The 12,944-nt window shown below is 45.1% G+C and carries 13 protein-coding genes; 8 read left to right on the forward strand and 5 right to left on the reverse strand.

The window, feature by feature from the left end; genetic code table 11:
* The first annotated feature begins 42 nt into the window (after positions 1-42).
* Genes OPS25_RS03320 through OPS25_RS03330 form a run of 3 tightly spaced genes read left to right on the forward strand, consistent with a single transcriptional unit; the run spans position 43 to position 1,557 of the window.
* Positions 43-363 (forward strand): YqcC family protein, encoded by a 321-nt coding sequence (locus OPS25_RS03320; protein ID WP_265616242.1) that lies wholly within the window; start codon positions 43-45, stop codon positions 361-363.
* Positions 360-1,097 (forward strand): pseudouridine synthase, encoded by a 738-nt coding sequence (locus OPS25_RS03325; RefSeq protein WP_407080207.1) that lies wholly within the window; start codon positions 360-362, stop codon positions 1,095-1,097. The genes OPS25_RS03320 and OPS25_RS03325 overlap by 4 nt, the downstream gene beginning before the upstream one ends.
* A 16-nt stretch (positions 1,098-1,113) precedes the next feature.
* Complete coding sequence (locus tag OPS25_RS03330) at positions 1,114-1,557, forward strand: flavodoxin (protein ID WP_265616244.1); 444 nt, start codon at positions 1,114-1,116, stop codon at positions 1,555-1,557.
* 247 nt (positions 1,558-1,804) lie between these two features.
* On the opposite strand, the gene OPS25_RS03335 is transcribed toward OPS25_RS03330, so the two are convergent.
* From OPS25_RS03335 to map, 5 genes are all read right to left on the reverse strand, one after another.
* Positions 1,805-2,644 (reverse strand): alpha/beta hydrolase, encoded by an 840-nt coding sequence (locus OPS25_RS03335; RefSeq protein WP_265616245.1) that lies wholly within the window; start codon positions 2,642-2,644, stop codon positions 1,805-1,807.
* Positions 2,645-2,923: 279 nt separating this feature from the next.
* Positions 2,924-3,643, reverse strand: a complete 720-nt coding sequence (locus tag OPS25_RS03340) for an alpha/beta hydrolase (RefSeq protein WP_265616246.1) — start codon at positions 3,641-3,643, stop codon at positions 2,924-2,926.
* 493 nt (positions 3,644-4,136) lie between these two features.
* Entirely contained in the window at positions 4,137-4,961 is an 825-nt protein-coding gene (gene dapD, locus OPS25_RS03345; protein WP_265616247.1) for a 2,3,4,5-tetrahydropyridine-2,6-dicarboxylate N-succinyltransferase, read from the reverse strand.
* Positions 4,958-7,609: a [protein-PII] uridylyltransferase gene (gene glnD / locus OPS25_RS03350; protein WP_265616248.1), complete on the reverse strand. Its 2,652-nt coding sequence runs from the start codon at positions 7,607-7,609 to the stop codon at positions 4,958-4,960. The genes dapD and glnD overlap by 4 nt, the downstream gene beginning before the upstream one ends.
* 110 nt (positions 7,610-7,719) lie before the next feature.
* The gene (gene map, locus OPS25_RS03355) at positions 7,720-8,514 is read right to left on the reverse strand and encodes a type I methionyl aminopeptidase (RefSeq protein WP_265616249.1); all 795 of its coding nucleotides are present in this window, start codon (positions 8,512-8,514) and stop codon (positions 7,720-7,722) included.
* 336 nt (positions 8,515-8,850) lie between these two features.
* On the opposite strand from map, the gene rpsB reads away from it, so the two are divergent.
* From rpsB to uppS, 5 genes are all read left to right on the forward strand, one after another.
* Positions 8,851-9,582, forward strand: a complete 732-nt coding sequence (rpsB, locus tag OPS25_RS03360) for a 30S ribosomal protein S2 (protein WP_265616250.1) — start codon at positions 8,851-8,853, stop codon at positions 9,580-9,582.
* 126 nt (positions 9,583-9,708) lie between these two features.
* The gene (tsf, locus tag OPS25_RS03365) at positions 9,709-10,581 is read left to right on the forward strand and encodes a translation elongation factor Ts (protein ID WP_265616251.1); all 873 of its coding nucleotides are present in this window, start codon (positions 9,709-9,711) and stop codon (positions 10,579-10,581) included.
* Between the two features lie 214 nt (positions 10,582-10,795).
* Complete coding sequence (pyrH, locus tag OPS25_RS03370; RefSeq protein ID WP_265608857.1) at positions 10,796-11,536, forward strand: UMP kinase; 741 nt, start codon at positions 10,796-10,798, stop codon at positions 11,534-11,536.
* 21 nt (positions 11,537-11,557) lie between these two features.
* Positions 11,558-12,115, forward strand: a complete 558-nt coding sequence (gene frr, locus OPS25_RS03375; RefSeq protein WP_265616252.1) for a ribosome recycling factor — start codon at positions 11,558-11,560, stop codon at positions 12,113-12,115.
* Positions 12,116-12,122: 7 nt separating this feature from the next.
* Positions 12,123-12,926, forward strand: a complete 804-nt coding sequence (gene uppS, locus OPS25_RS03380; protein WP_265616253.1) for a polyprenyl diphosphate synthase — start codon at positions 12,123-12,125, stop codon at positions 12,924-12,926.
* The last annotated feature ends 18 nt before the right edge of the window (positions 12,927-12,944 follow it).

The raw sequence follows: 12,944 nt of genomic DNA on the forward strand, positions 1-12,944 counted from the left end.
AAAAGCCGTGTTATACTTGTAGCCTTTTAAGGCAAATACTCCATGCCCAATGATATACTGCCATTGCTGAAAGAACTTGAGAGGGAAATGAAAAGTCGAGCATTATGGTCTACGGTGGAACCTGAAGCATCCGCGCTAACCAGCACACAACCTTTCGCGAGTGACACGCTCACTTTTACTGAATGGTTGCAGTTTATCTTCATCCCAAAATTCACCTTATTGTTACATAGCGGCCAAGCGTTACCTGTAGATATGGCCATCGCCCCAGCAGCACAGGTTTGGCTCAAGGACGAAGAAATAATTCAACGAATACTATTTAAAATAGATGAATTGGTAATGGCCAATGTCACTATGGCGAAATGACGCACGTGGCTGATTTCTTTAAGATTTTGTATCAAGACGACAACCTTATCGCCATTGATAAGCCGCCGGGACTGTTGGTGCATCGAAGTCCAATTGCCAAGCATGAAACTGAATTCGCCGTGCAACTGCTCCGCGACCAGGTAGGACGTTACGTCTATCCCGTTCATCGATTGGATCGGCCTACTTCGGGCGTTCTTCTGTTCACTTTTTCACCTGAGTTGGTCAGTGCAATAGGCGCGCAATGGATGCAAAAACAAGTACGAAAAGAATACACCGCGATAGTGAGAGGATTTGTTACGGGGGCGGGGCTGATAGATTACGAACTTTCGTTCAAACGCGATAAATTTGCCGACAAAGGTAAGCATTTAAACAACGCTCCTCAACCCGCATGTACCGAGTATCATGGTTTAGAGAACTTTGTTATACCTCACCCAGTTGGTCGGTATGAAAGTGCGCGCTATGCGTTAATTAAACTTAATCCAATCACTGGTCGCAAGCATCAGCTTCGACGGCACTTAGCCCACATTCGCCACCCCATCATCGGTGATACGACCCATGGCGATGGTAAACAGAACAAATTTTTGCGCGAGCACTTTGGTTTTCAGCAATTAGCTTTGAGTTGCACGAGATTGACATTTTTGCACCCCATCGCAAACCGGTCTTGTTCAATTACGTGTCAGCCTCACGCGGACATGATAAAGTTGCTTGCTGATTGGCAACAGTTTAAACAATAAATTTTTAGGGCAGTTAATGGCAAAGTTACATATATTTGCAGGTAGCGTATACGGCAATGCACAACACGTAGCAGAAGAGGTGAGTGATATGCTCACCCGTGATGGAGTGGAATGTGAATTGTTTTCTGATCCTTCCGTTGACGACTTTACCCAAGCAGATGCAATTCTGGTTATCACGTCAACTACAGGACAAGGTGATATCCCCCCCAACCTGGAATTCGTTCACGCTGAATTAAAAGCATCTTTCCCCTTGCTGACGGACACACCATTTGCCGTGGCCGCGCTAGGCGATAGCAGTTATGATACGTTCTGTGGCGGCGGCCTTCAATTCCAGGAATTATTGACCGAGCTTCAAGCGAAACCTGTAGCGGAGATGCTGAAGGTTGACGCACTGGAGACATTTGAGCCTGAACAGATAGTTAAAGATTGGGTGGCTGGAATTAAAGATAACTTAATTTAAACAGTGTGAAGAGGCGGTTGCGCCTCTTGGCCGCGTAAGATTAGGTTGTTTCAGAAGTCTTTATGCTACAAACCATCATTGAGCCATCAACTTATAGCGATTTGACAGTCGAAACTATAGGTTGGTAACTATATGGTGAATTCTACAGGCTTCTCTTTACCCACTAACTTTGACGGGGCATCCATACGGGGGAGGTTCTCCCCATGAAAAATGGCAGTGAAGAAGTTATCATAGCTACCTTTAAAATCTAAAATGAAGGCTGTGCAAAAATCCACCGCAGCCCCTGCCTGAATGCTTCCGGATTCGCAGACAAATGATCATGTTGTTCAAGATGAACTACTTTTCGCTTCCAGTCCGGTGAACGCTCAAACCAGTGTTTGCTCCATTTTAATGCGGGCTGGCGAAATCGCGCACTATCATTTTCTGCAAGACTGATATAGGCCATAGGTCGGTCGGTTGGGTTTTGAATTGGTGTTATCAACAAGGGGAGATTTTCGTGCAAGGCGGGATTGCTTGCGATAATGGCATGAAAAGGCGACTCGCCGTACATCGATGTATATAATCCAAATTGTCCACCCACTGACTGACCAAACAAAATTCGTTTGTGTGGATCCGCAGGATAGTGTTGTTCAATTCGTGGAATAAGTGAATGAGCCAGAAACGCTTCAAACTTTTTCGCTCCGCCCCAGTGTTGTTGCTTTTTCGCGGGTAAAGTAAAGTCGAACGCTCGCGCATTACCTTTTTTCCAATCGCTAGTGCCGTAACTAATTCCTACTATCAGCATTTCAGGCACAGTATTCATCAGTCTTAGCAACTGATAATAAGCCGAAAGCAGGGGGAAATTTATGCCGCCATCCAGCAAATAAATTGTTGGGAGTTTATGACCGTCTGCAGCTGATGGAGAATTGCGGACATATATATGATAGACCTGAATCGAATCATCTTCTCTAACGTCTTCCAACAAAAAGTAATCCACTTTACCAAGACCATGCAGATACTCCATCGGCGCTTCAGTCGATTCTGCGCTGAGTTCGCATGAAATAACCAGGAGCAAGAACGCGATTAGTTTAAAAATGGCCTGCTGCATTGCTATCGTGTCTACCAGTTCGATGCAATAAGTTTAGAGGGATTTGCTCGTATTGGATGGCGAAGCAGGATGAGTGGTTGTTAAAACGGGAGGAAATACCCTTTATAAAGACCATGAAGAAGGTCGTGGCCCATATAAGACAATTCGGTTTAACATGATTAGGTATGACAAGTGTAGACTACGAATTTCACCTTCCTATTCCTCTTTGCAAGGACCTAGGCGACGTAACAATAGCGTGGAACATATGGTCGGCCCATAGCAGCAGAAAAGCGATCGGTATTAGTGCTGGGTATCAAGAAAGTTCACGATCATCTCCATCCTTTGCGCATGAATCGATTCATCAGTGTCCATGAAGGGGTGGTTATAATTGGAACCGTTAAAACCAGTTGCGCCGTGGTCTACGGCCTTCTCTCTTAATTCTGTAGTCATGTCAGGACCAAGAACCCCATCAATAGAGCCGGTTATAACCATTACGTTTGGCACTTTCTCTGGAATATTGTTAACCGGATCAAGCCAGTCCGGGCAGCCATAAGGTGAAAACCGACTCGGGCTCGAATCGATGACGGCGCGGTCGTATTGCACCCCCTTGCTGATTACATTAGTGATCACGGCGCCCCCCAGCGAGACACCGTACAGTAAACGTCGATCATACTGCGTGTTAAGTGCCTCAATCAGTTCTTCATAATCAAGTATAAAAGCCTTAATTCTGCGCTTTCCTTGTGAACGCCCATAACCGCGATAATCATAAATAAATGCGTCGTAACCTCGCTGGGAAAATGGTTGCATATAATTAATCATCTGGTCTGCGATCATTGCATTTCCAAGTGCCATCAAAACGTAGCCTTTGGGCTTTTCATTCTCAGTGGCGTGGGCCTGATACTTGTAACCCGCCAGTAGTCTGTTGTCAGCAGTTCGAAATTTAACGCGCGAAATCAGAGTATTGTTGGCTACTCTCGCGTTGTCTGGTGAGGGCGTGGCTGCGCTCCATAACGCAAACATAAATCTTTCCTTAAACCAGCCACAAACGGTAGCCTCCCGTTCTGTAGCAAAGCTTAAGTTAGCCATTATTATTAACCCACTTAAATAGAGTTTACTCGTGCACATAAAACCTATGACTGACAAGGATGTTATCGCCTCTATAGCATTATAGACTGCTGGGGCAATTAAGTTGCCCTGCAACATCCTGCGACTAGGTATTACACGCCCTCGTGGCAGGCTCTGCGATTACAAAATTAAAGTGGTTTCGGGGGGGGCACGTTAAGCTTCATTTCTTTAGCAGACCACGCCTTAGCCCTAGAGTACGAGAAACGTACACGCGTCGAGCAGGAAAAACTCAGCCAGCTCAACGGTTAGAAATGATGTTGTGTAGATGATAAAACAAAGAAGATTCTATTAGTGGGCAGAGTGAGTAAGGGCAGCCCATGCCCTTACTTCAACCTGTCGGCAAGTATGCGTTCAAAGCGGATTAATATGACACTGCAGTGAACATCTTTTATTCAACACTTCGCAATAGCGCATTAATTCCTACTTTTGCCCGCGTTTTCGCATCTACTTTCTTTACGATCACAGCAGCATACAGGCTATATGTACCATCTTTCCCGGGCAGGTTGCCAGGCACCACTACAGAACCTGCAGGAACTCGTCCGTAGTGAATCTCGCCCGTTTCGCGGTCATAAATTCGCGTGCTTTGTCCAATGTAGACGCCCATGGAAATAACCGCTCCTTCTTCCACAATCACCCCTTCAACGATTTCTGAGCGCGCACCAATGAAACAATTGTCCTCAATGATGGTTGGGTTCGCTTGTAATGGCTCAAGCACACCACCTATACCTACGCCACCTGAGAGGTGCACGTTTTTGCCAATCTGTGCGCATGAGCCAACGGTAGCCCAGGTATCTACCATACAGCCTTCGTCCACATAGGCACCAATATTGACATAAGAGGGCATGACCACCACGTTTTTACCTACATAGCTGCCTGTACGAACAGCCGCTGGTGGAACTATCCGCACGCCTTCCTGTTCGAACTGTTGCTGCGTATAATCTGTGTATTTTAGCGGTACTTTATCGAAGAAACGGCTTTCGGCGCCTTCTATGACCGAATTATTATGTAAGCGGAAATAAAGCAGAACCGCTTTTTTCAACCACTGATGAACTACCCATTCACCTGCCATTTTTTCCGCGACACGGGCTTCGCCACTATTGAGCATACGGATGGCCTCACTCACTGCCGCCTTTACTTCAGTATCAGCTTTCGACGGAGAAATAGTGTCGCGGGCTTCGAAAGCGTCTTCGATGATTTGTTTAATGTCAGTCATGATATATTGATGTCTTCAAGTTGGTCGAGTTTAAATAAAATACGTTTTTTAAGTTTGATTTGCTGTTCCGGTGACAGGGCTTCGCCTTCATCGTTACAAACGATAAAAATGTCTTCTGCGCGCTCGCCAATTGTAGCGATTTTCGCCAGCTTTAGTACGACACCGCAATCGACAAAAGCATGGCCGATTTTGGCCAGGATACCAGGGGCATCCAGCGCTTCTAGCTCAACTAATGTGGCATCATCCCCTGCACCGAAAAAACGAATCTTGGTTGGTACATCGAGTTGCCGCATCTGACGGGAAATTTTGCGACTATTACTGTGCGCGCGCCCAGGCTTTAATAACTGTTCAGTAATGACTTTTTCAAGATTACGAATACGCGATTCTGAGGTAAGACGCGTACCATCATTTTCCAGCACAATCAGGCTGTCAAACACATAGCCATCGGCGGTGACCGTAATGTGGGCATCGTGAATTGAACAATTACGGCTATCGAGCACTGATGCAACCTGAGCAAACAATGCTTTACGGTCTTTACCATAGATTAATATCTCAGTACCGCCCTTGGCGATGTCATCGCTGGCCTTGACTAGAATGGCTTCAGGATTAGCCTTTAGCAGCCCGTTTTGGGCGTGAATAATGTGTTGCGTATGCCAGGCTATCTGGTCAGGTGAAAAGCGAATGAAATAGTCGTCTTCTAATCGTTCCCACAGTTGTGCCACCGCGTGTTCATCCACGTTTTTGGCGTTTAACAGCTTTGCCGCCGTTTCTCGGTGTAAATCAATGCGGTCGTTAAGGGTATCACGACACTGCAGACCGTTATCCAGCGCCTTTTTAGTCATTAAATACAGCTCTTTTAGCAACGAGGCTTTCCAGTCATTCCACAGGTTATCATTAGTCGCGCGAATATCGGCAAGTGTGAGTGCATAAAGAAGTTCCAAATGCTTATGTGTGCGAACGGCTGTAGCAAACTCGTTGATCACTTCATGATCATAAATATCCCGTCGTTGCGCCACCATCGACATCAACAAATGATTCTCGACCAGCCAGCTGATAAGCTGTGAATCGACTTTAGCGATTTCATGAGTTTCACAAAACTTCAGCACGTCTACGGCCCCTAACAATGAATGATCGCCGTTTCGCCCTTTGGCGATGTCATGAAATATGGCCGCGATGTACAGTAGCTCGGGTTTATCCAGGTTGCGAACGATACGCCTGCATCGTGGGAACTCGGTATTATCTTTGGAATAGTAACGATTGATGTTTTTGACCAATCTGTGAGTATGTTCATCCACAGTATATGCATGAAACAGGTCGAACTGCATCATCCCTACGATAGCATCCCATTCGGGTAAATAGCTCTGCAGAATGCCGTATTTGTGCATGATATCCCAGCCGAAATCAAAAAAGTGGGGCTGCTGCAACAGCTTCATCATGCGGGTACGACAGGACTCCCGTTCGACAAAATACTGTCCGCTGAATTTTTGTCTGGCATTACGTAACTGGCGAATACAATCTGTATCTAACCCGTCCACATCAGGGGTGTTAGCTACAGTGTTTAAAAAGTCGAGAATATCTTCTGGTGAAGAAAAAACATCATCGGAAAGAGGCGATATCATGCCATCCAATAAACAAAATTTGTCGTTGACCTGTTTAGTCTGCGACACATTATGATCAAGTAGTTCGTATCGAAACCGTTTTAATAACATGCTGTTGAGTTCGGAAACCTGGCGAAGAATACGGAAAAAGTCGCGCATCATTTGCTCAACCGCTGGCTTACTCTCTTCACCATAACCCAATAGTTCAGCGACATCAGCCTGATAATCAAATAGTAAGCGGTTTTCAGACCGCCCCGCCACCAAATGTAAGGCAAAGCGCATTCGCCATAAATGCATGCGGCAGGTAATCAGTTCGCTATGTTCCTGTTCGGTGAAATAGCCATGGCCTACCAGACTCCAGCCGTCATACTCTTTGAAATGTTTTTTGGCTACCCAGCCAATCGTTTGAATATCTCGAAGACAACCTGGGTTCTCTTTTATATTTGGTTCAAGGTTGTAAGCCGTACCATGAAATTTAGCATGTCGAGCTATTTGTTCTTCATATTTTGCTTTAAAAAAAGCCTGGGAAGTCCAAACCTGTTTATTATTAACCGCCTCCCACATAGCATCAAAGACTTGTTCATTACCACACAGTAATCTGGATTCCACCAAATTAGTGGCAATACTTATATCCTCTTTGGCCAGCTTAACCGTTTCTTTAATTGTTCGAACTGATTGGCCTATATCAAGCTTAATGTCCCATAAAAGAGTAATAAATTGGCTGACTTTTTCCTCCACGGGATGAGGCAGGTTCTTTTGGCTGACAATCAAGAGATCGACGTCAGAGTATGGCTGTAAATGACCTCGCCCATAACCGCCAACGGCGCATAACGCAATATCATCATATTGATCCAGGCCTGTAAGCTCCCACAAATGCGACAACACCGCATCCACGAAAGTAGCCCTACCTGTTACCAGTTGATTCACTGCGACTTGCGCGAAAGAGTCGCTAAGCCATTTATAGCTGTCATTAATACACTGCTTTATCGCCGCAATATCGTTGATGGAATCAATGTCTTCAATCTGGTCAATTAGCGGTTGCAGGCTCAAGTTGTTGGTCCCGTGTGGTCAATTAATAATGGTAAAGATCCTGGCACTGTATCATTTTTCAAATGATCGCATACAGTGCCGAATAGATTGAATAGTTATTCAATATTCTATCAGCCGTGGCTGATAATACGCGGCAGGTCTTCCTCATCCCGCAACGTTAACACCTCTACTCCGTTATCGGTGACGAGTAACGTATGTTCCCATTGTGCACTAAGACTGCGATCTTTTGTTACAACGGTCCACTGGTCAGGTAGTAATTTACTGTAACGTTTACCCGCATTCACCATCGGCTCTATAGTGAAACACATACCGGCTTCGATTTTTTCACCGCTACCAGGCTTTCCGTAGTGAACGATCTGTGGGTCTTCGTGAAACCCTGCGCCGATGCCGTGTCCGCAATACTCACGCACAATTGAATAGTTATGTTTTTCAGCGTGTTGTTGGCAGGCATGCCCGATATCTCCTAAGGTAATGCCTGGTTTAACTAATTTGATAGCCTTGTATAAACATTCCTGAGTGACTCGGATTAAACGCTCGGCCAGGATACTGGGCTTGCCTACCACAAACATTTTCGAGGTGTCGCCATGATATCCGTCTTTTATTACAGTTACGTCAATGTTTAGGGTGTCACCGTCTTTTAGTTTTTTATCAGCAGGTATACCGTGACAAATTACATGATTAACCGACGTGCAGATGGATTTCGGAAAAGGGGGGTGTCCATAGTTGAGGGGGGCGGGAATGGCACCTTGAACATTCACAATGTAATCATGGCACAAGGTATTTAACTCATCCGTGGTGACACCTTTCTTAACGTAAGGCGTGATCATGGTTAATACGTCTGCCGCTAATTTCCCAGCTACGCGCATTTTTTCTATTTCTTCAGCTGTTTTAATGATGGCTGCCACTGTATTCCTCAATCTCAAATTTTAAACCGTTCGGCAAAGCAAGTAAGCTTACCCGCCTTCATGTCTTTTTATGGTAGCGTTAAGTCGGCTACCTGTATAGTCTGGGAGGATAGAATCCGCATCCGCTGACACTGTTATTTCCCCTTTAACTTGAGTCTTGCAGCTGGTCGTGGTATAAAGCGCCCGCAATTTGCAAACTCCGTTTCTTCCGAGTATGAAACTGGAGTAAATTAACTTAAATAACACACATACATCGACACTTTTTGTCGGGGTGTCCATTGAATTGGATCGATAAAAAGGGTGTATGGAGGCCTAACCCCATTTGAGGAATTAAACATGGCAAACGTTTCAATGCGTGACATGCTGAAAGCTGGCGTGCACTTTGGTCACCAAACTCGTTACTGGAACCCTAAGATGAAGTCTTACATCTTTGGTGCACGTAACAAAGTTCATATCATCAACCTTGAGAAAACTGTTCCGCTTTTCAATGAAGCACTTAACTACATTTCAGGTGTAGCTTCTAAGAAAGGTAAAATCCTCTTTGTTGGCACTAAGCGTGCTGCTGGTGAAGCAGTAAAGGAAGCGGCACAAAAATGTGATCAGTTTTATGTAAACAAGCGTTGGTTAGGTGGAATGTTGACAAACTGGAAAACAGTGCGTCAGTCAATCCGTCGCTTGAAAGACCTGGAGCAGCAAAGCCAGGACGGAACTTTCGAGAAACTGACCAAGAAAGAAGCGCTTATGTTACAGCGTGAAATGGATAAGCTTGAAAGCAGCTTAGGCGGTATTAAAGATATGGGTGGCCTGCCAGACTGTATCTTCGTAATCGATGCCGACCATGAGCACATTGCAGTAACTGAAGCACGCAACCTGGGTATTCCGGTTGTGGGTGTAGTCGATACAAATTCAAACCCAGATGGTGTTGATTACATCATTCCTGGTAATGACGATGCGATCCGTGCCATTCAGCTTTACTTAAATGCTGCTGCTGATGCGGTTAATCAAGGTCGTAATAACAACCTTGAAGCACAAGCTGAGCAAGACGACTTCGTCGAAACTGCTGAATAATACTGACATAAATAACTGAGAGTTTTGTTTCGACTTAATTGTCAGTGATGTGAGTAGAATACTTATTTAGAGGGGCGACATGCCCCTTTTACCTATCAAATTAATTTATTGCTGAGGAATTGAAAAATGGCAGTGACTGCAGCACTAGTTAAAGAACTACGTGAGCGCACCGGCGCAGGCATGATGGATTGTAAAAAGGCTCTGATGGAAACTGATGGTGACATCGAGCTGGCCATTGAGAACATGCGTAAATCTGGTCAGGCTAAAGCAGCCAAAAAGGCGGGTCGTATTGCAGCTGAAGGTGTAATCCTGACGAAAGTTAGTGGTAACCGTGCGACGATGCTTGAACTTAACTGTGAAACTGACTTCGTAGCACGTGATGAAGGCTTCCTTAAGTTCGGTAACCAGATCCTTGATGTTGCACACGAAAACAATATCAACGACATCGAAGAACTGAATAACGCAGAGCTTGATGGTCAGAAAATTTCTGATGTACGTGATACGTTAGTGGCTAAAATTGGTGAAAATATTTCACCACGTCGTGTTATCAACGTGGAAGGTGACAACCTAGGCGCGTACGTACATGGCGGTCGTATTGGCGTAATCACTATTTTTAACGGCGGTGACGAAGAGTTAGCAAAAGATGTAGCAATGCATGTAGCTGCAGCTAGCCCACAGTTCACTAAACCTGAGCAGGTTCCTGCTGAAGTCGTAGAAAAAGAGAAAGAGATCCAAATCGAAATCGCTATGCAGTCGGGTAAGCCAGCTGACATCGCTGAGAAAATGGTTGCAGGTCGCATGAAGAAATTCACTGGCGAAATCAGCTTAACGGGTCAACCTTTCGTTAAAGATCCTTCTATGACTGTTGGTGAGCTTGTCAAAAGCAAAAACGCTGACGTGATAAACTTCATCCGCTTCGAAGTGGGTGAGGGTATTGAGAAGAAATCTGAAGATTTCGCGGCAGAAGTCGCTGCACAAATGGCTGCTGCAAAGAAATAAGTGTGACTTAGACTTTTGCATTTTGTGAATGTCCGATACACTACGAAGCACCTCATTAGAGGTGCTTTTTTTTAAGTGACGGGACTCGTCAGCGAATGTTTGCCTTAAGGCATTAAAACGCTAAACTTTTACACCAGTCTAGCGAAGTCGATTGCTGTGATTTTTTGTTAAACGAAAAATGACACCAGCCGCCTTGATGAGGATTATGTAACTAATGAGTATCACACCTAAATCTGCTTATCGTCGAATTTTATTAAAGTTAAGTGGGGAAGCGCTGATGGGAGCTGAAGGCTTCGGTATCGATCCTAAAGTATTGGATCGAATGGCGCAGGAAATTAAAGAGTTGGTTGAGCTTGGTGTTCAGGTTGGATTAGTTATTGGTGGTGGAAACCTTTTTCGTGGCGAGGGATTGGCCAAAGCGGGTATGAATCGCGTAGTTGGCGATCACATGGGTATGCTTGCTACGGTGATGAATGGCCTGGCAATGCGTGATGCGCTGCACAGAGCCTTTGTTAACGCCAGGCTTATGTCTGCAATCCCGTTAAATGGCGTCTGCGATGCATACAACTGGGCAGAAGCAATTAGCTTGTTAAAGTCCGGTCGCGTGGTGATCTTTTCTGCGGGCACGGGGAATCCGTTCTTTACAACAGATTCCGCTGCCTGTTTACGCGGGATCGAGATAGAAGCGGACGCAGTATTGAAAGCCACTAAAGTCGATGGCGTGTTTAGTGATGATCCCGTCAAGAATCCGGATGCCACCCTGTATAGTCAGCTGACATACCAGGAAGTACTGGAAAAAGAATTAAAAGTTATGGATTTATCCGCCTTTACTCTGGCGCGGGACCACAAAATCCCCATCAGAGTGTTTAATATGAATAAGCCGGGTTGTTTGAAGCGAGTGGTAATGGGTGAGCCAGAAGGCACGTTGATCGACCACGCCGAAAAATTAAATTAGTAGAAAAATAGGAACACGATTGTGATTGATGAAATTGAAAAAGATGCCCAGGAACGTATGGAAAAAAGCGTTAGTGCATTAAAAAGTCAATTAAGTAAAATTCGCACGGGTCGTGCACATCCAAGCTTATTAGATGGCATCATGGTGCCTTACTATGGCGTGGATACACCATTGAAACAGGTTGCCAATGTGGTGGCAGAAGACAGCCGTACCTTAGCCCTGACGGTATTCGATAAAAGCGCTATTCAGGCCGTCGAAAAGGCAATAATGCAATCCGATTTGGGTCTCAACCCAATGAGTGCAGGTGCTGCGATAAGAATACCTTTGCCCCCTTTGACCGAAGAACGCCGTAAGGATCTGATTCGAGTAGTTCGCAATGAGGTTGAACAGGGACGTGTCGCAGTGCGCAATATTCGCCGCGATGCCAATAGTGATGTAAAAGAATTGCTAAAGGAAAAAGAGATCAGTGAAGACGAAAGTCGTGCAGCTGAAGAAAATATTCAAACGCTGACCAATGAGTATATCAAAAAGCTTGATGTTCTGTTGGCAGACAAAGAAAAAGAGTTAATGGAAGTTTAAGCCGATTATGCTGGCAAAGCGGTCTCGCCAAACCAAACAGCCTGACGCAAGTCAGGCTTCAACCTCTGAAAACAATAGCGCGCAAACACTTGATTCTGTTGCGGGTCCAAAGCACGTGGCTGTAATTATGGATGGCAACGGACGCTGGGCGCAGAAAAAAGGGAAAATTAGAACCTTTGGACACAAAGCCGGTGTAGAGTCGGTGAGAGCTGCAGTGAGGTTCGCGCGTCAAACGGATATTCAATCTTTAACGTTATTTGCATTTAGTAGCGAAAACTGGAAACGCCCCGAAGAAGAAGTGTCCGTGTTAATGGATCTGTTTAACTTAGTGCTCAACAGTGAAGTTAAGAAACTGAATAAAAATGGGGTGCGTTTAAAGGTAATAGGCGATGTATCAGCGTTTGATGAAAAGCTTATAACTAAAATTCGTAAAGCCGAGGCACTTACTGCCCAGAATGACCACTTGGTTTTAAATATTGCAGCTAATTATGGCGGACGCTGGGATATAGTTAATGCTGCCAAACAACTAGCTATGCAGACTCAGCAGGGCAAGATTGAGCCTGATCAGATTGATGAAAGCCGATTTAATGCTCATATTTCCACCTTCGGAATGCCTGAACTGGATCTATTGATAAGAACAGGTGGCGAACATCGGGTGAGTAATTTCCTATTATGGCAGTGTGCTTATGCAGAGTTATATTTTACCGATGTACTCTGGCCTGATTTCAACGAAGAGGCATTTCAAGCGGCGGTTAACGACTATAAAACGCGCCAACGACGCTTTGGTCTTACTGGTGAACAAGTCAGCTAAGCAAACAGTATTAATTAC

Source organism: Alteromonas aquimaris (genome assembly GCF_026183695.1).
GTDB classification, from domain to species: Bacteria; Pseudomonadota; Gammaproteobacteria; order Enterobacterales; family Alteromonadaceae; genus Alteromonas; species Alteromonas aquimaris.

Excerpts from the sequence above, each read along its gene's own strand:
- OPS25_RS03320 (WP_265616242.1), top strand. The coding sequence starts at position 43 with ATGCCCAATGATATACTGCCATTGCTGAAAGAACTTGAGAGGGAAATG.
- OPS25_RS03325 (WP_407080207.1), top strand. The coding sequence starts at position 360 with ATGACGCACGTGGCTGATTTCTTTAAGATTTTGTATCAAGACGACAAC.
- OPS25_RS03330 (WP_265616244.1), top strand. The coding sequence starts at position 1,114 with ATGGCAAAGTTACATATATTTGCAGGTAGCGTATACGGCAATGCACAA.
- OPS25_RS03335 (WP_265616245.1), bottom strand. The coding sequence starts at position 2,644 with ATGCAGCAGGCCATTTTTAAACTAATCGCGTTCTTGCTCCTGGTTATT.
- OPS25_RS03340 (WP_265616246.1), bottom strand. The coding sequence starts at position 3,643 with ATGTTTGCGTTATGGAGCGCAGCCACGCCCTCACCAGACAACGCGAGA.
- dapD (WP_265616247.1), bottom strand. The coding sequence starts at position 4,961 with ATGACTGACATTAAACAAATCATCGAAGACGCTTTCGAAGCCCGCGAC.
- rpsB (WP_265616250.1), top strand. The coding sequence starts at position 8,851 with ATGGCAAACGTTTCAATGCGTGACATGCTGAAAGCTGGCGTGCACTTT.
- tsf (WP_265616251.1), top strand. The coding sequence starts at position 9,709 with ATGGCAGTGACTGCAGCACTAGTTAAAGAACTACGTGAGCGCACCGGC.
- pyrH (WP_265608857.1), top strand. The coding sequence starts at position 10,796 with ATGAGTATCACACCTAAATCTGCTTATCGTCGAATTTTATTAAAGTTA.
- uppS (WP_265616253.1), top strand. The coding sequence starts at position 12,123 with ATGCTGGCAAAGCGGTCTCGCCAAACCAAACAGCCTGACGCAAGTCAG.